Source organism: Dyella ginsengisoli, from assembly GCF_044904665.1.
Lineage (GTDB): Bacteria > Pseudomonadota > Gammaproteobacteria > Xanthomonadales > Rhodanobacteraceae > Dyella_A > Dyella_A ginsengisoli.
The window spans coordinates 1,385,502-1,405,207 of the sequence record NZ_JADIKM010000001.1 but is presented as its reverse complement, the minus strand read 5'-3'; the positions used below and the strand labels follow the sequence as shown (position 1 = coordinate 1,405,207).

Genomic DNA, 19,706 nt, shown 5'->3' with positions numbered 1-19,706 from the left:
GACGGTCGAGGCGCCGAGGCCGGGAGGGCCGAGGCGCCAAATCACCAATCGGGGAGTACAGATACATGATGCAAAAGCCGCTCGTCGGCGCGCTGCTTGGCGCGCTCGGCCTCGTTGCAATCTCTGCGGCCCAGGCCGCCACGCCCACCACCATCCACGCCGGCGCCATGGGCAAGCTCGCGCCGGCCGCCCTGGCCACACGCCTGGGGCTGGATTCGCAGTCCTCGCTTTCCGCGCAGGCCCAGGGCCGCACGGTCCGCGGCACCCTGAAGACCCGTGAACAGCAGATGTTCGGCCACGTGCCGGTGTACGGCCATGCCGTGGTGGTCGAGCGCGACGGCGCCGGCAATGTGCTCGGCGCCGAGGGCCGACTGGCCAGCGGTGTCGGCTTCGACCTCGCGTCCACCGCGCCGACGATCAGCGCCGACCAGGCCGTACAGACCCTGCGCCAGCGCGCCGGCCTGCTGCCGTTCGGCGTGGGCGCCAACGCCGTGTCGCCATCCGACCTGCACAACGTCAAGCACGACCTGTTCGTGTATGCCGAAGGCAGCAAGGCCCGTCTGGCCTACCTGACCTCGTTCTTCACCGACGCGCAGGGCAAGCCCACCCGCCCGACCGCCCTGATCGACGCCAACAGCGGCGAAGTGATCGCCAGCTGGGAAGGCCTCACCACCAAGGGGCGCCCTGGCGGTGGCGGCGGCGGTGGCACCACCACGCCGACCACGGCGACCGGCCCCGGTGGCAACCTCAAGACCGGCGAGTACTTCTACGGCACCGACTACGCGGCGCTGAGCGTGCAGCAGTCGGGCAGCACCTGCTACATGCAGAACACCAACGTCGCCACCTACAACCTGCACCAGAAGCGCACCGGCGGCACGCTGTGGAGCTTCACCTGCCCCAACAGCGACGGTGACGCCATCAACGGCGCGTACTCGCCGATCAACGACGCCCATCATTTCGGCGGCGTGGTGCACGACATGTACAACAACTGGTTCGGCGCCCCGCCGCTGAATTTCCAGCTGGTGATGAACGTGCACTACAACCGCAACTACGAGAATGCGTTCTGGAACGGTTCGTCGATGAACTTCGGCGATGGCGCCAGCACGTTCTATCCGCTGGTGTCGCTGGACGTGACCAGTCACGAGATCAGCCACGGCTTCACCGAGCAGCACTCCAACCTCGCCTACTCCGGCCAGTCCGGCGGCATGAATGAGGCGTTCTCGGACATGGCCGGCGAAGCGGCCGAGTACTACGACCGTGGCAGCAACGACTGGCTGGTGGGCGCGGAGATCTTCAAGAACGGCACCGCGCTGCGCTACATGTGCACGCCGACGCTGGATGGTCGTTCCATCGACAACGAGGCCAACTACACCAGCACGCTCGATGTGCACTACTCCAGCGGCGTCTACAACAAGGCCTACTGCACCCTGGCCAAGACGAGCACGTGGAACACGCGCAAGGCGTTCGAAGTGTTCGAACGCGCCAATGCGCTGTACTGGACGTCCACCTCGACCTTCGACTCCGGCGCCTGCGGCGTGGAGAGTGCGGCGGCCGACCTGGGCTATTCCGCCAGCGACGTGGCAGCGGCCTTCACGGCCGTGGGCGTGACCTGCAGGTAAGCAACCGCTTCATCGAGTAAAGAAAAAGCCGGCCCGCGAGGGCCGGCTTTTTTGTGACCCGCACCTCGCCCGGGTCGCATGACGCATCCGGTCCGGTGGACGGTCCATCACACTCCGGCAGAAATGATGTTTGAGACGTAGCGCTGGTACTCCTCTTTCGACAACCAGCCGTTGCCGTCGAGATCCGCCTCGCGGAAATGCGCGCGCAATTGTTTGAGGGCGTCGACATCCTTCGGCATCTCGCTGCGCACGAGCTTGCCGTCGTGGTTCTTGTCCAGATCCTCGAACGAGGGCGCATCGGTTGCACCGGCGTCCTTGACGCCTGGTTGCAACTTCGGCGCAGCCACCGCCGGGATCGCGCACAACGCGCATACCAGGGCAACAAGCAGGCCTGCTTTCACGTGGACCATTTCTCTGCCTCCTTTCTTCAGGTCAATGTGGAAAGCCCTGCACATCCCTGGAGGGGATGCCGGGCCATGCTGACCGGTCGAGCCGCCGGCCGCGCCCCACTGTACGACCATGGAGGCTTCTGTGGTGCCGCATCGCGGCGAGCCTGTCGATGCCGGCCCCGATGACGCCCCCGCGCGGCCGAAGAGGCGCAGCGCAACAGCGCCCCCGCCCTCCATGCTGCACCGCAAGCACGGCTGCGCCGGATCGGCTACACTACGCCGGCTCGTAGACGCCCCCGACTCCCTTGCGGACATCGCGGCGATGGCCATGCCCTCGCCCTTTCCCCCACCCCGGTAGCGCGCACGGCACCCGACCAGCCATCGCTTTCGATGTGCGGTCGTCGAATTCATCGTCCGCCGCGCGGTATCAGGGAGCGCAGCAGACCACTCCAGGAGTTTCCATGTCTTTTGAATCGCTGGGCCTTGCGCCCGCGTTGCTGCGCGCGCTTGCCGACCAGGGCTACACCGAGCCCACGCCGATCCAGGCCGGCGCCATCCCGCTGGTGATCGCCGGCCACGACCTGCTCGCCGCCGCGCAGACCGGCACCGGCAAGACCGCCGCGTTCGCCCTGCCGGTGATCCACAAGCTGCTGCAGGGCGGCGACACGCAGACGCGCCGCCCGCGCGTGCTCGTACTCACCCCGACCCGCGAGCTGGCCGCGCAGGTCAACGAGAACTTCCGCGACTACGGCAAGTACGTGCGAGTAGCCACCACCACCATCTTCGGTGGCGTCGGCATGGGCCCGCAGATCAACGCGCTGCGCCGCGGCGTCGACGTGGTGATCGCCACCCCTGGCCGCCTGATCGACCACATGCAGCAGCGCACCATCGACGTCACCGGCATCGACACGCTGGTGCTGGACGAGGCCGACCGCATGCTCGACATGGGCTTCATGCCGGCACTCAAGCGCATCGTCAACGCGCTGCCCAAGCAGAAGCGCCAGACGCTGCTGTTCTCGGCCACCTTCGCCGCGCCGATCAAGGCGCTGGCGATGCAGTTCATGACCGACCCGCGCGAAGTGTCGGTGACCCCACCGAACACGGTCGCACCTCTGGTCAGCCACCACGTGCATCCGGTCGACGCCGCGCGCAAGCGCGACCTGCTGCTGCACGTGCTGTCGCAGGACAGCCGCCGCCAGAGCCTGGTGTTCAGCCGCACCAAGCACGGCGCCGACAAGCTGGTCACCTACCTCAATGTGTCCGGCATCCGCGCCGCGGCGATCCACGGCAACAAGAGCCAGAACGCCCGCACCCGCGCGCTCAGCGACTTCAAGACCGGTCGCGTCACCGTGCTGGTGGCCACCGACATCGCCGCGCGTGGCATCGACATCGACCAGCTGCCGATCGTCATCAACTACGACCTGCCGATGGTCGCCGAGGACTACGTGCACCGCATCGGCCGCACCGGTCGCGCCGGCTCCGAGGGTCTGGCCGTGTCGCTGGTGAGCCACGACGAATCCGGCCTGCTGCGCGACATCCGCATGCTGGTGAAGCAGGACATCGCGATCACCCCGGTGGAAGGCTTCGAGCCGTCCGCGCCGCTGCGGCTGGATGCCGGTGCCCCGCGTCCTGTGCAAGGAGGCGGCAACCAGCGCCAGGGCCGGCAGTCGTCCTCGCGCCCGTCGAACGGCAAGAACGCGTCGTCCCACCGCCCGCATGGCCACGTGCAGCAGGCCAGCGCCGAGCACGCGGCAGGCAACCGCTCGCGCCGCCGCTCGCGTCGTCCGGCCGCGAAGGCCTGATCACACGGCGATGAAAAAGGGCGGCGCCGCAAGGCGCCGCCCTTTTGCTGTCCGTGATCGCATCAGCACATCACCCAGTAGGAGACCGCTCGCGGGCGATGCTTTTCGCTTTGATGTGGCATCAGAGCCAGAGCATCGCCCGCGAGCGGGCTCCTACAACAGGCCGAGCGCGCTAGCGTGGTGGCGCAGGTGGTCTTCCATGAAAGTGCTGATGAACCAGTAGCTGTGGTCGTAACCGGGATGGCGGCGCAGTAGCAGCGGCTGGCCCGCCTCGGCGCAGGCCTGGTCGAACAGCTCGGGCTTGAGCTGGGCTTCGAGGAATTTGTCCGCCTCGCCCTGGTCGACGAGGATCGTGCCGGGAAAGGTCTGCCGGCGCACCAGTTCGCAGGCGTCGTAGTCGGCCCAAGCGGCGGGATCGTCGCCGAGGTAGCGCGGCAAAGCCTTCTGGCCCCACGGCACCTGGCTGGGAGCGACGATGGGTGCGAACGCCGAGACCGAGCGGTAGCGCTCCGGGTGGCGCAGCGCGATGGTGAGTGCGCCGTGGCCACCCATCGAGTGGCCGAAGATGCTGCTGCGCGCGGCATCGACAGGGAAGTGCCGCGCCACCAGCGCCGGCAACTCCTCCACCACGTAGCGATGCATGTTGAAGCGCCCGGCATAGGGCGCCTGCGTGGCGTCGACGTAGAAGCCCGCGCCTTCGCCGAATTCCCAGTCGCCGGTGGCGCCCTCGATGCCGGTGTCGCGCGGGCTGGTGTCGGGCATCACCAGCACCAGGCCGAACTGCGCGGCCAGTCGCTGCGCGCCGGCCTTGATGGTGGCGGTCTCCTCGGTGCAGGTGAGGCCGGCCAGGTAGTACAGCACCGGGCACTTGCCCTGCACCGCCTGCGGCGGCTGGTACACGGCGAACCGCATCGGTCCGCCGCAGCTGGTCGAGGCGTGCCGGTAGAAGCCCTGCACGCCGCCGAAACAGGCCTGCTCGGAAAGAGTCTCGAAACCGTCCATCACCACCTCCATGGAATCACCGCAAGATGTCGATCATAAGCCGCACGGGCGAACGCCCCGACCCGTCGCCAGGCTCAGCGCTCCTGGTCGGTGGGGCGCATCAGGATCTCGTTGATGTTGACGTGCGGCGGGCGCGTCACGCAGAACGCGATCGCCTCGGCCACATCGCGCGACTGCAGCTGGCGCATGCTGTCGGCCCAGGCGTTGAGCGCGTCCTTGGTCGCGGCATGGCCGATGTGGTCGCGCAGCTCGGTCTCCACCACGCCCGGCTCGATCACGCTCACGCGGATCCCGTGCTTGTACACCTCGCGCCGCAGCGCCTCGGAAAACGCCACCACACCGAACTTGGTCGCCGAGTAGGCCGCGGCGTTCGGGTTGGCCACGCGCCCGGCGGTCGAGGAAATGTTGACAATGTGGCCGTCGCCACGCGCGGTCATGCCGGCCAACGCCGCCTGCGTCGAGGCGATCAGGCTGAGCACGTTGAGCTCCAGCATCTGCCGCCAGCGGCCGAGGTCGGCCTCGGCAACCGGCTCCAGATACATCACGCCGGCGTTGTTGACGAGGACGTCCAGACGTCCGAAGTGCGCCTCGGTATCGCGCACCACGCGCTGCGCCTCGGCCTCGTCGAGCAGGTCCGCCTCCAGCACCAGCGGCTCGGCACCGAGCGCGGTGAGCTGCACGGCAAGCTGGTCCAGCCGGTCGCGGCGGCGCGCCGTCACCGCCACGCGCGCGCCTTCCTCCGCCAGCGCGATCGCGGTCGCCTCACCGATGCCCGAGGAGGCGCCCGTCACCAGCGCGACCTTTCCCACCAGACGCTTTGCCATGCCTGAATCTCCTGTGCCTTGAACGTTTTACGAGGCGGGCCGCGCGCCCGCAGACTGCTACAATAGCGCCCATTCTCCCGCATGCCGTCCGGCGTGCCACCCCGAGGTTCCCCCGATGTCATCCCCGTCTCCCGACTCCATCCCGGCTGCCGCCGGCTTTGCCGCGCTTGGGCTGAGTCCGAACATCCTGCGCGCGCTCGCCGACGTCGGCTACGAGTCGCCCTCGCCGATCCAAGCCGCCACCATCCCGCCGCTGATGGAAGGGCGCGACGTGCTCGGCCAGGCGCAGACCGGCACTGGCAAGACCGCCGCGTTCGCGCTGCCGATCCTCTCGCGCATCGAGCTCAAACCCGGCAAGCCGCAGGCGCTGGTGCTGGCGCCCACGCGCGAACTGGCCATCCAGGTGGCCGAGGCGTTCCAGAAATACGCCACCCACCTGCCCGGCCTGCAGGTGCTGCCGATCTATGGCGGCCAGAGCTACGGCCCCCAGCTGCAGGCGCTGCGCCGCGGCGTGCAGGTGATCGTGGGCACGCCCGGGCGCGTGATCGATCACCTGGACAAGGGCACGCTGGATCTCTCCGAGCTGAAGTACCTCGTGCTCGACGAAGCCGACGAGATGCTGCGCATGGGCTTCATCGACGACGTGCAGAAAGTGCTCGAGGCCACGCCGCCGACGCGCCAGGTCGCGCTGTTCTCGGCCACCATGCCCACGGTGATCCGCAAGATCGCGCAGAAGCACCTGAAGGACCCGGTGGAGGTCACCATCAAGTCCTCCACCACCACTGCGGCGAACATCCGCCAGCGCTACTGGTGGGTGAGCGGCCTGCACAAGCTCGACGCGCTCACGCGCATCCTGGAAGCCGAGCCGTTCGACGCGATGATCATCTTCGCGCGCACCAAGCAGGCCACCGAAGAGCTGGCCGAGAAGCTGCAGGCGCGGGGACTGGCCGCCGCCGCGATCAACGGCGACATCGCCCAGCCGCAGCGCGAGCGGGTGATCCAGCAGCTCAAGGACGGCAAGCTCGACATCCTCGTGGCCACCGACGTGGCCGCGCGCGGTCTGGACGTGGAGCGCATCACCCACGTGATGAACTACGACATTCCCTACGACACCGAGAGCTACGTGCACCGCATCGGTCGCACCGGCCGCGCCGGGCGCAACGGCGAGGCGATCCTGTTCGTCACGCCGCGCGAGAAGGGCATGCTGCGCGCGATCGAGCGCGCCACCCGCCAGCCGATCGAGGAAATGAAGCTGCCCACCGTCGAGGCCGTCAACGACGTGCGCATCGGCCGCTTCAAGCAGCGCATCAGCGACACCCTCGCGCAGGGCGAGCTGGAGTTTTTCCAGCAGCTGATCGAGCAATACGAGCAGGAACACAACGTGCCGGCGATCGAGATCGCTTCGGCACTGGCGCGCATCGCCCAGGGCGACCAGCCGCTGCTGCTGACGCCGCCGCCCAAGCGCGAATTCACGGCACGCGAGCACGAGCCGCGTGAGCGCAGCGGCGACCGGCCTGAGCGCAGTGCCCGCCCGGAGCGCGAACGCGAGCCGCGCGATCGCGATGCCGGCCCGCGCGAATCGTTTTCCCGCCCGGTACAGCGCGCCCACGTCACCGAGGAAGGCAAGCGCACCTATCGCGTCGAGGTCGGCCACGACCACGGCGTGAAGCCGGGCAACATCATCGGCGCTATCGCCAACGAGGCCGGGCTGGAAAGCAGCTTCATCGGCCGCCTCAGCATCCGCGGCGAGTACAGCCTGATCGACCTGCCCGACGGCATGCCCAAGGAAGTGTTCGAGCACCTCAAGAAGGTGTGGGTGGTGCAGCATCAGCTGCGCATCCACGAGTGGGACGGCAAGGACGACGGCGCCGCCGACCGTCCGCCGCCGCGCTCCACCACCGGCCCGCGTCCGGGCGGCTTCAAGGGCAAGCCGCGACCCGGCGGCAGCAGCGGCGGCAAGCCGCCCCGCCGCAAGTACTGAGCTTTTCGCTCGACCCACGAAACCCGCGCCCGGCGCGGGTTTCGCTTTTCTGGCAGGCCGTTCACGCTATGCACCGCTCGCCCGGACGAGCAATCGCCCCGTACCATCAGCGGATGATTCCCGCCCCGCTCGCCGCATGACGCCCGCCCCGCCCCGCCCCGGTTTCGATCCGCGCCTGAGCGGCCTGTCCGTGTCGCAGCGCGAGCAGCTGCATGCCGCCGCGCGGGCGATCCGCGACGGCCAGCTCGACGCCGCCGACCGCCTGCTCGACGCGCTGCAGCGGCTGGCGCCGCGACACGCGGAAGTACTGCGCATGCAGGGCATCGCGGCCACCCGGCGCGGCCGCATCGACGACGCCGTCACCATCCTGCGCAAGGCTCTCGCACTGGCCCCGAACGATGCGCTGGTGCTCAACGACCTGGCCAGCGCGCTGGCCCAGCGTGGCGACATGCACGATGCGCTCGTCATTTGGCGACAGGCCTGCGTGGCCGCGCCCGATTACCCGATGGCCTGGTTCAACCTTGGTCGCAACCTGCAGCAGCTGGGCGACAGCGAGGAGGCGCTGCGCGCGCTGGAGCAGGCCACCGCGCTGGCGCCGGACCTGCTGCCGGCGCATATCCTCGCCGGCGACGCGCTGGTGCACCTGGGTCGCTTCGACGAAGCGGCTGTGCACTACCGCGCCGCGCTGGCGCGTCACGGCGCCTGCGGCGACGCCTGGCGCGGGCTGGCCAACATCAAGACACAGTCGCTTGGCGATGAGGACATCTCCGCGCTGTCCTCCTTTGTGCAGCACCCGGGAGTGGCCGACAGCGACCGCATCGCGATGGGCTTCGCCTTGGGCAAGGCGCTGGAAGACCGCGATCGTCACCCGGAAGCCTTCGCCGCGCTCGCCGCCGCCAACGCGCGCATGCGTCAACTGGCACCGTGGCACGCGCCGACCTTCACCGCCCACGTCGCCCGCGTGCTCGACGCGAGCCAACACCTGCCTGCGCCGCTGGACGCCACGCTGGGGCGCGAAGTGATCTTCATCGTCGGCCTGCCGCGCTCGGGCTCCACACTGTTCGAGCAGATCCTCGCCGCGCATCCGCAGGTGGAAGGTGCCAGCGAACTGGACGACCTGGAGGCGGTGATCGCCGAGGAGTCCAACCGGCACCAGCAACCACTGCTGGCGTGGATGCCCGCGGCCAGCGCGGATGACTGGCAGCGGCTGGGCCGACGCTATCTGGAACGCACCGCGCGCTGGCGCACGCAGCGCCCGCGGCACACCGACAAGTTGCCGGAGAACTGGCTATATGCCGGCCTGCTCGGCGCGATGCTGCCGGGGGCGCACATCGTCGACGCACGGCGCGACGCATTGGAAGCGGGCTGGTCGTGCTTCAAGCAGCAGTTCTACCGACTGCCGCACTTCGCCTGCGACCTGGGCGACATCGGCACCTACACCCGCGACTACCAGCGCGCGATGGCGACCTGGCAGGTGGAGCAGCCGCAGCGTGTGCGCATTCAGCGCTATGAGGCGCTGCTGGATGACCCGGAGCGCGAGATCCGCGATCTGCTGGCGTTCTGCGGCCTGCCGTTCGACCCAGCCTGCCTCGATTACCACCGCGCCATGCGCAGCGTGCGCACGCCCAGCGCATCCCAGGTGCGTCAGCCGCTGCGCCGCGATACCGCCCGCGCCGAACGCTACGGCGCGCTGCTCGATCCGCTGCGCCAGGCGCTCGCGGGCAACTGACGCGGGCGTTCGCCTCGCGCAACAGGCTGTTGCGCGAGGCGACGACGAAAATCCGCGCGATGCCCTTATGTTGGGTGCATCGACCGGAGTCCGCCATGACCGCCCTGCCCAGCCTCTACGTTTCCCACGGCTCGCCGCTGACCGCGCTGCAGCCCGGCGCCACCGGCGCACGACTGGCCGAGCTGGCCGCGGCGTTGCCGCGTCCGCGCGCGATCGTGGTGGCCAGCGCGCATTACCTCGCGCGCAGCCCGCAGGTGGGTGCCGCCGCACAACCGGAGACGGTGCACGACTTCGGCGGCTTTCCGGCGGCGCTTTACCAGGTGCGCTATCCGGCACCCGGTGACCCGGCGCTTGCCCGCGAGGTCGCGCAGCGACTAGCGGCGGCCGGCCTGCCGGCAATCGTGGATGCCTCGCGTGGGCTGGACCACGGCGTGTGGGTACCGCTGCGGCTGATGTATCCGGCGGCCGATATCCCGGTGGTGCCGCTGTCGATCCAGCCGCGCGGCGGTCCGGCGCACCTGCTGGCAGTGGGTCGCGCGCTGTCTTCCTTGCGCGAGGATGGCGTGCTGGTGATCGGTTCGGGTTCGATCACCCACAACCTGCACGACTTGGCCGCCGGCTACAGCACCGAACGCGAGGCGCCGTACGTGCGGCCTTTCATCCGCTGGATCGAGGAGCGCCTCGCCGCCGGCGATACCGCGGCCCTGCTCGACTACCGCCGGCAGGCGCCGTTCGCCGAACGCGCGCACCCCACCGACGAGCACCTGCTGCCGCTGTTCGTGGCGATGGGCGTCGCGGGCGAAGGCGCACGGGCGCAGCGGCTGGATGCCGGCGTCGACCTGGGCATCCTGGCGATGGACATCTATCGCTTCGATGCGGCCGCCTGATCAGCCCGATGCCAGCTTGTCGCCGACCGTGACCTGCGCCTTGCCGGCGTGGCAGGTGAAGCGGAACAGGTAGTCCAGGCTGAAGGGCTCGGTGCGGCTGTCCACCACGTGGCTCTCGCCATTGGCGTCGGCGGCCCAGTGGTTGATCTGCAGCGGATTGAACTGCCAGCGCAGCGCGGCCGTCCGCGTAGCGTCGAGGTAGGGCGCGAGATCCGCTTCCGCGGAGGCAGCGTTGCCGGGGCGCACGTCGGTAACCTTGCCGGCGCGATCGACGATCAGCTTGGCGGTCACTTCCACCGCGGGCGGGCAGGCTGCCAGCTGTGCGACCGGATAGATCGGGGTGACGCGCTGGAAGGCCGTAGCGCCGCTGGATACCTCGCCCATGGCGAGCTGATAGTGCACGGTTTCCGGCTGCTCGACCGCGTGCCAGGAGGCGTCCCCCTCGTTGGGTGGCGGGGTATCGGGACGCACGGCATGGCTGGAGCAAGCGGCGAGCCCGGCCAGCAGCATGAATGCCACCACCGATCGCGACGTCGCCAAGCCGCTCATCGCCAGCCTTGCACACCTTGCTTCGCGCTGGTTTGCCATTGCCACCCTCGGATTACGTTCGTAATTTCGATGAAGATTACGGGCGTAATCCTTCGGCTGCAAACCATCCCACCCGGAGAAATGGACGACGCGAAAGACGTCAATTCGCGTGACGCGCAGCGCGCCCCGCGAGTTCGACGCTCAGGCGCTGCGCGGCAGCGGCGGTGCACCCGCACCGGAGGGATCGATCCAGTCCTGCGGCGTCAGCAGCGGCAGGCCGTGCACCAGACGCGCCTTGTCGCACTGCGCGCTGGCCTCGCCGAACTCCCATGATGGCGCCACTTCGCGGCACACCGAGGGCCGCTGCGCATAGATGCCGCAGCTCGCCTGCACGCCCACCTCGCCCTGCAGGGCCACGCAGCGCACCGGCTTGGACTCGGTGCCGCGCATCACCAGCCGGTGCGGATCGAGCTTGGCGGTGAGTTCGGCGGGTACCTCGCCACCGAGGAACGACTCGGCCTCCGACCAGTGGAAGGCCACGCGGAAATGGGCGCAGCAGGCGCCGCAGCGCAGGCAGGGATGCAGCATGGACCGACCGGGAGTGGCGCACCCCGAGGCGCGCAGCGCGCGGATTCTAGATCGTGGGCGGGCACGGCGGAGCGTGCCATCGCCCGGCTGCGCACGGCGGCGTTTAGCCGCGGTTGCCGGGCTTGCCGGCGACCACCGCCAGCAGGGCCGGCGCATCCACCGCGCCGCCGTCCGGCGTGGTCAACACGACGCCGTGCTGCTGCAGCCACGCTGCCACGTCCTTGCAAACCTGCCGACGGCCGGCCTGCGCACCGCTGGCCACGCCGATGGCGATGCCGCTGCCCATGCCCATCGCCAGCCTGATGGGAATTCCCAGCGCCATGCCCGACATTGCAGGGCTCCTCAGACCGGGCCGGCAAACGTGTTGCACTGGCCCATGTCGCCGCTGTCGAAGCCGGCCTTGAACCAGTGCACGCGCTGCGCCGAGGTGCCGTGGGTGAACGAGTCCGGCATCACCTCGCCGCGCGATTCGCGCTGCAGGGTGTCGTCGCCGATCTGGCTGGCGGCGTTGAGCGCGGCTTCCAGATCGCCCGGGTCCAGCCACTGGTTGCGCTGCTCGGCGCTGTGCGCCCAGACGCCGGCGAGGCAGTCGGCCTGCAGTTCCTGGCGCACCGAGAGGCCGTTCGCCCCCTGCAGCGTGGCGCCCTGGCGACGCGCGGCGTCCACCTTGTCGAACACACCCAGCAGGTTCTGCACGTGGTGGCCCACCTCGTGGGCGATCACGTAGGCACGGGCGAAATCGCCGGTGGTGTGGAAACGGTCCTGCAGCTCCTGGAAAAACGCCAGGTCCAGGTACACGTGGCGGTCGCCCGGGCAGTAGAACGGCCCCACCGCCGCCGTCGCCGCGCCGCAGGCGGTGTTCACCCGCCCGGAGAACAGGGTGAGCTTGGGCTGCTCGTACTGGCGGCCCTGCTGGGCGAAGATCTGGCCCCATTCGTCCTCGGTGTCGCCGAGGATGGCGCGCACGAAATCCACCTGCGGATCGTTGGGATTGGCCGGCGTGGTTGCCGGTGCCGCCGTGCCGCCACCGGTGTCGACCTGGTTGAGCAGCGCAGTCGGATCCTTGAAGAACACCAACCCGAGGATGGCCAGGATCACGATGCCGCCCAGCCCCAGCCCGCGACCGCCGCCGAAGCGCGGCCCGCCGCCACCGCTGCCGTCATCGAACACCACGTTGTCGCTGCGACGCCCTTTCTGCCAACGCATGGCCTGCTCTCCCTCGCCGCTTCCGGCGTGTCCCTGGCGACGATAGCGCCTCGCCCCGGCTCCTGCCACGATCGGCACCCGGCACCTGCGCCGCGCAAACCCGAAGGACTGACGATGCTCCAGCAACTGCCCGCCCTGGTCACCCTGCTCAACGTGCTGCTGCTCGCGGCCACCGTGTTCGCGGTAGGCAGTGCCCGCGGCAAGTACGGCATCAAGGCGCCGGCCACCAGCGGCCACGAAGGCTTCGAGCGGGCCTATCGCGTGCAGATGAACACGATCGAGCAGACCGTGCTGTTCCTGCCCACGCTGTGGCTCGCGGCCACGCACGGCTTTGCCGGCTGGGCCGGGATCGCCGGGCTAGTGTGGATCGTGGGACGCGTGTGGTACTTCGGCGCCTATCTGGCCGATCCGGCCAAACGCGGCGGCGGCTTCGTCACCGGCACGCTGGCCTGGCTGGCGGTGCTGGTGCTGGCGGCGATCGGCGTGGTGCGCGCCTTGCTGGTCGGCTGAGCGTCCCTCAACCGGCAGCGGTGGCCGGCACCACGCGCAGACGGTCGATGCGGGCGCCATCCATCGCGATCACCTCGAAGCGCCAGCCGTCAGCGACCACGCCGTCGCCCACCTGCGGGAAACGCCCGAGTTGCTGCAGCACCAGGCCGGCCAGGGTGGAGAAGCTGTCGTCCACGTTCAGGCGCTGGCCGAGCAACTGTTCGGCGCGGCGCACGTCGAGACCGGCGTCGAACAGCCATGCACCGTCTTCGTCCTGGCGGGCCGAAGGATCGCTGCCCAGCGCATCGGGAAACTCGCCGGCGATCACCTCCAGCACATCGCTGGGCGTGACCAGCCCGAGCAGGCTGCCGTACTCGTCCACCACCAGTGCCACCTGCAGCGGCGCGCGGCGGAACTCGTCGATCAGCCGCAACACGCTGAGCGATTCGAGCACCATCAGCGGCTTGCGCACCACGCTGTCCAGGTCGATGCGGCCGTGGTCGAGCAGGCTGGCCATCAGGTCGCGGGTGGAGGCCACGCCGATGAGATTGTCGAGGTCGTCCTGCGCCAGCGGCAGCCAGCCGTGGCCGGCCTCGGCCAGCTCGCGGCGCACGGTCGGCAGGTCGTCGCGCGGGTCGATCCAGCGGATCTCCGGACGCGGCGTCATGATCGAGCGCACCGGCCGCTGGGCCAGATCCAGCACGCCCTGCACCATGGACAGCTCGTCCTTGCCGAACACCGCCACCGCCGGCGCTTCCTCGTCGGTGCCGGCGGATGGCTTGGCCGGTTCGCCGTCCTCCTCCGCGCCGCCGGCGCCAAGCAGGCGCAGTACCGCCTGGGCAGTGCGGTCGCGCAGGTGCCGTGCGCTGCCCAGCAGGCTGCGCTGGCGGTTGCGCCGCATGGTCTGGTTGAACACCTCGATCATGATCGAGAAGCCGATCGCCGCGTACAGGTAGCCCTTGGGAATGTGGAAGCCGAAGCCTTCCGCCACCAGGCTGAAGCCGATCATCAGCAGGAACGAAAGGCACAGGATGATCACCGTGGGTCGCGCGTTGACGAAGGCGGTCAGCGGCTTGCTGGCGCTGATCATCAGCACCATCGCGACGACCACCGCGATCATCATCACCGACAGGTGATCGACCATGCCCACGGCGGTGATCACCGAGTCCAGCGAGAACACCGCGTCCAGCGCCACGATCTGCGCAACCACCAGCCAGAATCTTGCCGGCGCGCGCGTGCCGCCCTCGCCCACGTCCGCCGCCTCCAGCCGCTCGTGCAGCTCCAGCGTGGCCTTGAACAGCAGGAATGCGCCGCCCAGCAGCAGGATGATGTCGCGCCAGGACAGCGAGAAACCCTGCCATTGCGCGATGGGCGTGGTGAGCTTGACCAGCCAGCTCATCGCACCGAGCAACACCAGCCGCATGATCAGCGCAATCGCCAGGCCGCTGATGCGGGCGCGGTCGCGGTGCACCGGTGGCAGCTTGTCGGCGAGGATCGCGACGAACACCAGGTTGTCGATGCCCAGCACGATCTCCAGCACCACCAGGGTGAGAAGACCGGCCCAGGCGGTGGGGTCGGCAAGCCAGTCGAATGCGAACATGGGCGGCGCCTCGGCGCGCGTGTCCTCCGTGCAGTGACGCTCCACTATACAAGCAGCCCCGCAGCACCATGACCGATGGCAGGGATTGCACCGGGGCGACGCCAACCGCTAGCGTCAGCGCGCCCGTCCGCCGAAAGGAATCCTGCTCCCCGTGAATGCCGCCACCGACGTGTTTGCCGCCCCGCCACCGATACCACCGGCTCCACCCGCTCCGGTGCGCGCGCCCGGCGTCGGCGAGGCGATCGGCCTGCTGGCGCTGTATTTCGCCCTGCAGCTGGCGGTCGGCTTCACGGCGGGTTCGCTGGTCGGGCTGGTGGTCGGCATGCGCATCGGTTTTGCGCACGGCGGTGCAAAGACGGGCGGCGACCACACGCTCCACGCGCTGCAGGTCGCCATGAGCAATCCGGACCTGCGTACCGGGGTCACCGCGGCCACGTTGCTGATCGCCGCCTCGGTCACCCTGTGGATCGTGCATCGCCGCTGGCCGCGCCAGTGGCGGCTGGCGCAGGCGTGGCAGGGCTTCGGTTTCGCGCCGAGCTCCAGCGTGGCTTTCTACGCCGCCGCGCTGGCGCTTGGCGTGGCGGTACCGGTCATCGGCGGGATGCTCACCCACCTGCTCGCCGGCAGCCACCCGGTGACCCAGAGCATTGCGCAGATGGGGCAAAGCGCCTCGCTCGGCGGACGCGTGGTGCTGGCGCTGTCGGCCGTCACGCTGGGGCCGCTGGTGGAGGAAGCCCTGTTCCGCGGCGTGCTGTTCTCGTCCCTGCTCGGCTTTCGCCAGCGTCAGGCAATGCTCCCCGCCGTCGGCAACGCGCGCATCGTGCTGGCCATCGGCCTGAGCGCACTGCTGTTCGGCATGGTCCACCTGCCCGACCTCGGCTGGCGCTGGTACGCCGTGCCCAACCTCGCCCTGCTCGGCATCGGCTGCGCCTGGCTGCGCCTCAAGTCCGGCTCGCTGTGGCCGGCCGTGATGGCCCACGGCATCAACAACCTGCTCGCCGTGGCGGGCTGGTTCGTGATGACGCATCCGCCGGGCTGAGCCCGACCCCGGGACTCAGCGACGCCGGTGCTCGAATCGCGCGAGCAGCCGCGCCGTCTCGAACACCGGCAGGCCCATGACGCCGGAATAGCTGCCTTCCAGATGCTCGACGAGCACCCCGCCGCGGCCCTGGATGGCATAGGCACCAGCCTTGCCGAACGGTTCGCGGGTGGCGGCGTAGGTGGCGATGGTGGCGTCATCCAGTTTTGCGAAGCGCACGCGCGAGACGCACAGCTCGCTGTCCTGATGATCGGCCGTGACTGCCCACACGGCCGAGATCACTTCGTGCGTGCGACCGGACAGCCGGTGCAGCATGGCTGCCGCATCCGCCGCATCGGCGGGCTTGCCGAACACCTCGTCGTCCAGCACCACTTCGGTGTCGCTGCCCAGCACCACGGCGTGGGGATCGGCGACCGCAGCCAGGCCGGCCAGCGCCTTGTCGCGCGCCACGCGGCTGACGTAATGACGCGGCGATTCGCCGGCACCGCGCACTTCCGGCACTTCGACGTCGATCACCTGGAAGGCCACGCCGATCTGCTCCAGCAGCTGGCGACGACGGGGAGACTGGGAAGCGAGGTAGAGCATGGCGCGATCCGCTGGCGGCGAGGTCAGAGCGCCAGACTGTATTCGCAGAACTGCCGGTCGCGCACCCAGCCCAGCGACTCGTACAGCGCCTGCGCCGGCGCGTTGTCCAGCGCGGTGGACAGGCTCAGGCCCGCCGCACCGAGTGCCCGCGCATGCTCGGCTGCGGCCGTGAGCAGCGCGCGCGCCACGCCGGCGCGACGAGCCGAAGCGGCGACGAACAGATCGTTGAGCAGGTAGACCCGCGCAGTACGCACGGAGGAAAACAGCGGATAGAGCTGGGTGAACCCCACTGCCGCACCGTCACGCTCGGCCAGCAGGATCAGCGACTCGTGATGGGCGAAGCGTTCGGCCAGGAAGGCGCGTGCGCGCGACAGGTCGGGAGCCTGACCGTAGAACTGGCGGTAGGCGTCGAACAGCGGCGCGAGAGCATCGAGATCGTGGACATGGGCAAGGCGGATGGAGAGCGTCATGGGCGACTCGTCGTCAAATGGAGCCATCAGCTTACCGGTGTCCCGGTCGGCGACTCAGGCACGATGGTAGGGATGCCCGGCGGCAATGGTGGTGGCGCGATACAGCTGCTCGGCCAGCACCAGCCGCACCAGCATGTGCGGCAAGGTGAGCGGCCCCAGCGACCAGCGCTGCTCGGCGCGGGCCAGCACGTCCGGCGCGTGGCCGTCCGGTCCGCCGATGAGGAAGGCGAGGTCGCGGCCGGCCATGCGCCACTGGCCCAGCTGGGCCGCCAGCTCCTCGCTGGACCAGCTCTTGCCGCGACCGTCGAGGGCGATCACGTGGGTATCGCGCGGAATCGCCGCGAGCATCGCGGCGCCTTCGTCGAGGATCGCGCGGGCATCGTCACGCCCCTTGCCGCGCGCGCCGGGCCTGAGCTCGATCAGCTCCAGCGGCAGCTCGTGTGAGAGCCGCTTGCGATATTCGGCAAAGCCCTCGGCCACCCAGCCTGGCATGCGTTCGCCAACGGCAATCAGGCGGGCGCGCATCGTGAGCCCGCTTCAATCAAGCGACGCGGCGTGCAGCGCTACGTTCGCTCCCGCTCCCCGCTGGAGAGAGCTTCGCCCCGAGCAGATCGAGGGGGACGAAGGTGAGCGGCAGCTGGCGTGGCTATTCATCGGAAGGATGTTCTCAAAGCATTGCGTGCTTCGTGGCCGCCGGGTCGCAGGAACAGTCCTTGCCCACAGTGCTGTCCCCACAGAAAACCTTCAACCGGCGCTGGCCGCGCTGGCATCGTGCTCGCGGTCGCCCACGGTCCACAGGCGTTCGAGACCGTAGAACTCGCGGATGCGCGGCAGCATGACGTGAACGATCACATCGCCCAGGTCCACCAGCACCCACTCCGCTTCCTGCTCGCCTTCCACGCCCAGCGGCATCACGCCAGCCTTCTTGGCGAACTTCACCACTTCGTCGGCGATGGACTTGACGTGCCGGGCCGAGGTGCCCGAGGCGATCACCAGCAGATCGGCGATGGACGTGCGACCGCGAACGTCGATCTCGCGAACGTCCTTGGCCTTGAGTTCCTCCAGCGCGTTGATCACGTGCTGGCGCAGCTTGGAAGTGGTAACCGACTTGTCGGTGCGGGAAGAGGTAGCCAAGAGGGAGAGCCTCGGTGCAAATCGCAGCGCGGAATCACGCTGGCGAAGTATACCGCCCCTCCGTGGCGCCCCGACGCCGGGCGCGGGCCGGGATCCTGAACGGGCGCGCAGGCGCGCCGGTCGGGCGACGGGCTCCGGCCTGGGCGCCGGAGCCCGAACGCAATCACATGCCGCCGCTCTTCATGGCATCACCCTTCATGGCATCGCCCTTCATCGCGTCGTCCTTCTTCATGGCGTCGTGCTTCATCCCGTCGCCCTTCATCGCGTCGCCCTTCATCGCATCGTGCTTCATGGCGTCACCCTTCATGGCGTCATGCTTCATCGAGTCGTGCTTCATCGAATCATGCTTCATGCCGTCGTCCTTCATCGCCGAGCCGCTGTCGTGGGCCATCGAATCCTGCGCGAGGGCGGCGGTGGCGAAGCTGCCGGCGAACAGGGCACAGGCGAGGCCGAGCGCGAGCTTGCTGATGTTTTTCATGTGACGTTCTCCTGAAAGTGGGTGTGCAGCCAGCGCTGCACCCCCCTCTTTCGTCGCCGTGAAGCGGCCGGTTACGCCAATGGAATCAGCGGCGCCGCAGCAGTCGCCCGCCGCACAGGGCGTTGGCGCCGATGACCAGGCCGACCGCCAGCGTGTGCATGGCCAGGTCGGTGGCAGCCGCGTCGAACTCGTGGCAGATCTCCAGCAGGCTGGCCGACGCGGCCGCGCTGGCCAGCCCGATCATCACCGCGGTGAGCACCGGCCGCAGCGGATAGGCGCGTCGCAGCAGCCAGACCATCAGTACCGACAACGGCAGCGAGAAGGCGAGGATGAAGCCGAAGCAGCCATGCGTCTGGGCCAGTGTCGCCACTTCGGTATCGGGCGCCACCCACTCGCGCAGGCAGCCCATGCCGCTGGCCCCGATCCACAGCAAGGCGGGCGGCAGCACCAGCCAGGCACGACGCACCGAGCGCCCCGGCACGCCCAGCGAAAACGCCACCCAGCCGGCGACGATGGCCGTAAGCACCGCACCCAGGCCGGCCCAGGCGAGATCCGGCGCGCCCGCCCAGCGGGTGAGCATGGGTGTGAGCCCGTAATGGCGGGCGAGCAGCGCGGCCAGCGCGGCCAGCAGCACCGTCCAGCCGATCGCGCGCTGCAGCGGCGAGCGCAGGCGGCGCACCGGCGCCAGCTCGGCGCCCAGCGCGTGGATCAGCGAATCGTGGGAAGGCGCGTCGGCCAAGTCAGGAATCTCCATGCAGTCGCCCGCGCAGCGCCTTGAGGGCGCGATGCAGGTTCACTTTCAGGGCGCCGGTGGAGCGCCCGGTGAGTTCGGCGGTTTCCGCCAGCGAGCGTTCGCGCAGGCCCAGGTGCTCGACCGCCTCGCGCTGGCCCGGCGGCAGCGTGGCGATGGCCTCGCGCAGGGCGGCGGCACGCTGGTCGTGTTCGGTGGCGTCGCTGGCTTCGCCCTCTTCGGCGAAATTCTCGACCGCCAGCGGCTCGTGCAGCTCACGGCGATCGCGACGGCCATGCTGGCGCAAGGCATCGATGCTGCGCCGGGCCGCGATGGCGGCCAGCCAGGCGTGGTAGGACCGCGACGGGTCATAGGTATGGCGCACGCGATGGATGGTGATCAGGGTTTCCTGCACCACGTCGTCGAGCAGATCCACCGGCACGCCCTGCCGGCGCGCCACGCTGCGGATCACGCCGACCGACTCGCCCAGCACGCGCTCGTAGGCGGCACGGTCGCCCGCCTGCGCAGCCGCCATCCACGCGGCGCGGCGCAGGTCCGCCTGCTGGTTGTCGCTGAGCGATGAATCATCCACGCGCCGGACTGCGTCCCTGTGCCATACAAGGGCG

General features: G+C 69.4%; 22 protein-coding genes. 7 read left to right on the top strand and 15 right to left on the bottom strand.

The window, feature by feature from the left end; genetic code table 11:
* Nucleotides 1-65 precede the first annotated feature (65 nt).
* Nucleotides 66-1,619 carry a M4 family metallopeptidase gene (locus ISP17_RS06515; protein WP_404631194.1) on the top strand — a complete coding sequence of 518 codons (1,554 nt, stop codon included), beginning with the start codon at nt 66-68 and terminating at the stop codon, nt 1,617-1,619.
* A gap of 107 nt (nt 1,620-1,726) precedes the next feature.
* On the opposite strand, the gene ISP17_RS06510 is transcribed toward ISP17_RS06515, so the two are convergent.
* Nucleotides 1,727-2,029, bottom strand: coding sequence for an EF-hand domain-containing protein (locus ISP17_RS06510; RefSeq protein WP_404631192.1), 303 nt, complete (start codon nt 2,027-2,029; stop codon nt 1,727-1,729).
* A gap of 440 nt (nt 2,030-2,469) precedes the next feature.
* Between ISP17_RS06510 and ISP17_RS06505 the strand changes: the two genes are divergently transcribed.
* Nucleotides 2,470-3,810 (top strand): DEAD/DEAH box helicase, encoded by a 1,341-nt coding sequence (locus ISP17_RS06505; protein WP_404631190.1) that lies wholly within the window; start codon nt 2,470-2,472, stop codon nt 3,808-3,810.
* 153 nt (nt 3,811-3,963) lie between these two features.
* Here ISP17_RS06505 and fghA read toward each other — a convergent pair whose 3' ends face one another.
* Together fghA and ISP17_RS06495 are read right to left on the bottom strand one after the other, a co-directional pair.
* Entirely contained in the window at nt 3,964-4,812 is an 849-nt protein-coding gene (fghA, locus tag ISP17_RS06500; protein ID WP_404631188.1) for an S-formylglutathione hydrolase, read from the bottom strand.
* Nucleotides 4,813-4,886: 74 nt separating this feature from the next.
* On the bottom strand, nt 4,887-5,636 hold the full coding sequence (locus ISP17_RS06495; protein WP_404631186.1) for an SDR family NAD(P)-dependent oxidoreductase: 750 nt from the start codon (nt 5,634-5,636) through the stop codon (nt 4,887-4,889).
* Between the two features lie 115 nt (nt 5,637-5,751).
* On the opposite strand from ISP17_RS06495, the gene ISP17_RS06490 reads away from it, so the two are divergent.
* The 3 genes from ISP17_RS06490 (at nt 5,752) to ISP17_RS06480 (ending at nt 10,233) form a co-directional block, all read left to right on the top strand.
* On the top strand, nt 5,752-7,617 hold the full coding sequence (locus ISP17_RS06490; RefSeq protein ID WP_404631184.1) for a DEAD/DEAH box helicase: 1,866 nt from the start codon (nt 5,752-5,754) through the stop codon (nt 7,615-7,617).
* Nucleotides 7,618-7,753: 136 nt separating this feature from the next.
* Nucleotides 7,754-9,346, top strand: a complete 1,593-nt coding sequence (locus tag ISP17_RS06485; RefSeq protein ID WP_404631182.1) for a tetratricopeptide repeat-containing sulfotransferase family protein — start codon at nt 7,754-7,756, stop codon at nt 9,344-9,346.
* A 95-nt stretch (nt 9,347-9,441) separates the two neighbouring features.
* On the top strand, nt 9,442-10,233 hold the full coding sequence (locus tag ISP17_RS06480; protein ID WP_404631180.1) for a dioxygenase family protein: 792 nt from the start codon (nt 9,442-9,444) through the stop codon (nt 10,231-10,233).
* Here ISP17_RS06480 and ISP17_RS06475 read toward each other — a convergent pair whose 3' ends face one another.
* The 4 genes from ISP17_RS06475 to ypfJ form a co-directional block, all read right to left on the bottom strand.
* Nucleotides 10,234-10,743, bottom strand: coding sequence for a hypothetical protein (locus tag ISP17_RS06475; protein WP_404631178.1), 510 nt, complete (start codon nt 10,741-10,743; stop codon nt 10,234-10,236). It abuts the gene before it with no gap.
* Between the two features lie 219 nt (nt 10,744-10,962).
* Nucleotides 10,963-11,349, bottom strand: a complete 387-nt coding sequence (locus ISP17_RS06470) for a YkgJ family cysteine cluster protein (RefSeq protein ID WP_404631176.1) — start codon at nt 11,347-11,349, stop codon at nt 10,963-10,965.
* A gap of 103 nt (nt 11,350-11,452) precedes the next feature.
* On the bottom strand, nt 11,453-11,680 hold the full coding sequence (locus ISP17_RS06465) for a hypothetical protein (RefSeq protein ID WP_404631174.1): 228 nt from the start codon (nt 11,678-11,680) through the stop codon (nt 11,453-11,455).
* 11 nt (nt 11,681-11,691) lie between these two features.
* Entirely contained in the window at nt 11,692-12,555 is an 864-nt protein-coding gene (gene ypfJ / locus ISP17_RS06460) for a KPN_02809 family neutral zinc metallopeptidase (RefSeq protein ID WP_404631172.1), read from the bottom strand.
* A 114-nt stretch (nt 12,556-12,669) separates the two neighbouring features.
* Here ypfJ and ISP17_RS06455 point away from each other — a divergent pair, with 114 nt between their 5' ends.
* Nucleotides 12,670-13,065, top strand: a complete 396-nt coding sequence (locus ISP17_RS06455) for an MAPEG family protein (RefSeq protein WP_404631170.1) — start codon at nt 12,670-12,672, stop codon at nt 13,063-13,065.
* Nucleotides 13,066-13,072: 7 nt separating this feature from the next.
* Here ISP17_RS06455 and ISP17_RS06450 read toward each other — a convergent pair whose 3' ends face one another.
* Nucleotides 13,073-14,644: a TerC family protein gene (locus tag ISP17_RS06450; protein WP_404631168.1), complete on the bottom strand. Its 1,572-nt coding sequence runs from the start codon at nt 14,642-14,644 to the stop codon at nt 13,073-13,075.
* A gap of 151 nt (nt 14,645-14,795) precedes the next feature.
* On the opposite strand from ISP17_RS06450, the gene ISP17_RS06445 reads away from it, so the two are divergent.
* Nucleotides 14,796-15,683: a CPBP family intramembrane glutamic endopeptidase gene (locus ISP17_RS06445; protein WP_404631166.1), complete on the top strand. Its 888-nt coding sequence runs from the start codon at nt 14,796-14,798 to the stop codon at nt 15,681-15,683.
* 15 nt (nt 15,684-15,698) lie between these two features.
* Here ISP17_RS06445 and ISP17_RS06440 read toward each other — a convergent pair whose 3' ends face one another.
* The 7 genes from ISP17_RS06440 to ISP17_RS06410 all read right to left on the bottom strand — a co-directional run bounded on the left by ISP17_RS06440 (nt 15,699) and on the right by ISP17_RS06410 (nt 19,615).
* Nucleotides 15,699-16,268, bottom strand: a complete 570-nt coding sequence (locus tag ISP17_RS06440; protein WP_404631164.1) for a Maf family protein — start codon at nt 16,266-16,268, stop codon at nt 15,699-15,701.
* A 23-nt stretch (nt 16,269-16,291) separates the two neighbouring features.
* Nucleotides 16,292-16,738, bottom strand: coding sequence for a GNAT family N-acetyltransferase (locus tag ISP17_RS06435; RefSeq protein WP_404631162.1), 447 nt, complete (start codon nt 16,736-16,738; stop codon nt 16,292-16,294).
* A gap of 54 nt (nt 16,739-16,792) precedes the next feature.
* Nucleotides 16,793-17,263 (bottom strand): 23S rRNA (pseudouridine(1915)-N(3))-methyltransferase RlmH, encoded by a 471-nt coding sequence (rlmH, locus tag ISP17_RS06430; RefSeq protein ID WP_404631160.1) that lies wholly within the window; start codon nt 17,261-17,263, stop codon nt 16,793-16,795.
* Between the two features lie 219 nt (nt 17,264-17,482).
* A complete protein-coding gene (gene rsfS / locus ISP17_RS06425) occupies nt 17,483-17,872 on the bottom strand; it encodes a ribosome silencing factor (RefSeq protein WP_404631158.1) in 390 nt (129 codons plus the stop codon).
* Nucleotides 17,873-18,035: 163 nt separating this feature from the next.
* Nucleotides 18,036-18,350, bottom strand: coding sequence for a pentapeptide MXKDX repeat protein (locus tag ISP17_RS06420; protein ID WP_404631156.1), 315 nt, complete (start codon nt 18,348-18,350; stop codon nt 18,036-18,038).
* Nucleotides 18,351-18,435: 85 nt separating this feature from the next.
* Nucleotides 18,436-19,104 (bottom strand): NrsF family protein, encoded by a 669-nt coding sequence (locus ISP17_RS06415; RefSeq protein ID WP_404631154.1) that lies wholly within the window; start codon nt 19,102-19,104, stop codon nt 18,436-18,438.
* On the bottom strand, nt 19,091-19,615 hold the full coding sequence (locus ISP17_RS06410) for a sigma-70 family RNA polymerase sigma factor (protein ID WP_404631455.1): 525 nt from the start codon (nt 19,613-19,615) through the stop codon (nt 19,091-19,093). Before ISP17_RS06410 ends, ISP17_RS06415 begins: the two co-directional genes overlap by 14 nt.
* Nucleotides 19,616-19,706: the final 91 nt, after the last annotated feature.

Coding starts and splice junctions, on each gene's coding strand:
- ISP17_RS06475 (WP_404631178.1), bottom strand. CDS start 10,743: ATGCTGCTGGCCGGGCTCGCCGCTTGCTCCAGCCATGCCGTGCGTCCC.
- ISP17_RS06510 (WP_404631192.1), bottom strand. CDS start 2,029: ATGGTCCACGTGAAAGCAGGCCTGCTTGTTGCCCTGGTATGCGCGTTG.
- ISP17_RS06515 (WP_404631194.1), top strand. CDS start 66: ATGATGCAAAAGCCGCTCGTCGGCGCGCTGCTTGGCGCGCTCGGCCTC.
- ISP17_RS06410 (WP_404631455.1), bottom strand. CDS start 19,615: ATGGCGGCTGCGCAGGCGGGCGACCGTGCCGCCTACGAGCGCGTGCTG.
- ISP17_RS06495 (WP_404631186.1), bottom strand. CDS start 5,636: ATGGCAAAGCGTCTGGTGGGAAAGGTCGCGCTGGTGACGGGCGCCTCC.
- ISP17_RS06420 (WP_404631156.1), bottom strand. CDS start 18,350: ATGAAAAACATCAGCAAGCTCGCGCTCGGCCTCGCCTGTGCCCTGTTC.
- rlmH (WP_404631160.1), bottom strand. CDS start 17,263: ATGCGCGCCCGCCTGATTGCCGTTGGCGAACGCATGCCAGGCTGGGTG.
- ISP17_RS06455 (WP_404631170.1), top strand. CDS start 12,670: ATGCTCCAGCAACTGCCCGCCCTGGTCACCCTGCTCAACGTGCTGCTG.
- ISP17_RS06480 (WP_404631180.1), top strand. CDS start 9,442: ATGACCGCCCTGCCCAGCCTCTACGTTTCCCACGGCTCGCCGCTGACC.
- ISP17_RS06485 (WP_404631182.1), top strand. CDS start 7,754: ATGACGCCCGCCCCGCCCCGCCCCGGTTTCGATCCGCGCCTGAGCGGC.
- ISP17_RS06415 (WP_404631154.1), bottom strand. CDS start 19,104: ATGGAGATTCCTGACTTGGCCGACGCGCCTTCCCACGATTCGCTGATC.
- ISP17_RS06450 (WP_404631168.1), bottom strand. CDS start 14,644: ATGTTCGCATTCGACTGGCTTGCCGACCCCACCGCCTGGGCCGGTCTT.
- ISP17_RS06490 (WP_404631184.1), top strand. CDS start 5,752: ATGTCATCCCCGTCTCCCGACTCCATCCCGGCTGCCGCCGGCTTTGCC.
- ISP17_RS06470 (WP_404631176.1), bottom strand. CDS start 11,349: ATGCTGCATCCCTGCCTGCGCTGCGGCGCCTGCTGCGCCCATTTCCGC.
- fghA (WP_404631188.1), bottom strand. CDS start 4,812: ATGGACGGTTTCGAGACTCTTTCCGAGCAGGCCTGTTTCGGCGGCGTG.
- ypfJ (WP_404631172.1), bottom strand. CDS start 12,555: ATGCGTTGGCAGAAAGGGCGTCGCAGCGACAACGTGGTGTTCGATGAC.
- ISP17_RS06435 (WP_404631162.1), bottom strand. CDS start 16,738: ATGACGCTCTCCATCCGCCTTGCCCATGTCCACGATCTCGATGCTCTC.
- ISP17_RS06440 (WP_404631164.1), bottom strand. CDS start 16,268: ATGCTCTACCTCGCTTCCCAGTCTCCCCGTCGTCGCCAGCTGCTGGAG.
- ISP17_RS06505 (WP_404631190.1), top strand. CDS start 2,470: ATGTCTTTTGAATCGCTGGGCCTTGCGCCCGCGTTGCTGCGCGCGCTT.
- ISP17_RS06465 (WP_404631174.1), bottom strand. CDS start 11,680: ATGTCGGGCATGGCGCTGGGAATTCCCATCAGGCTGGCGATGGGCATG.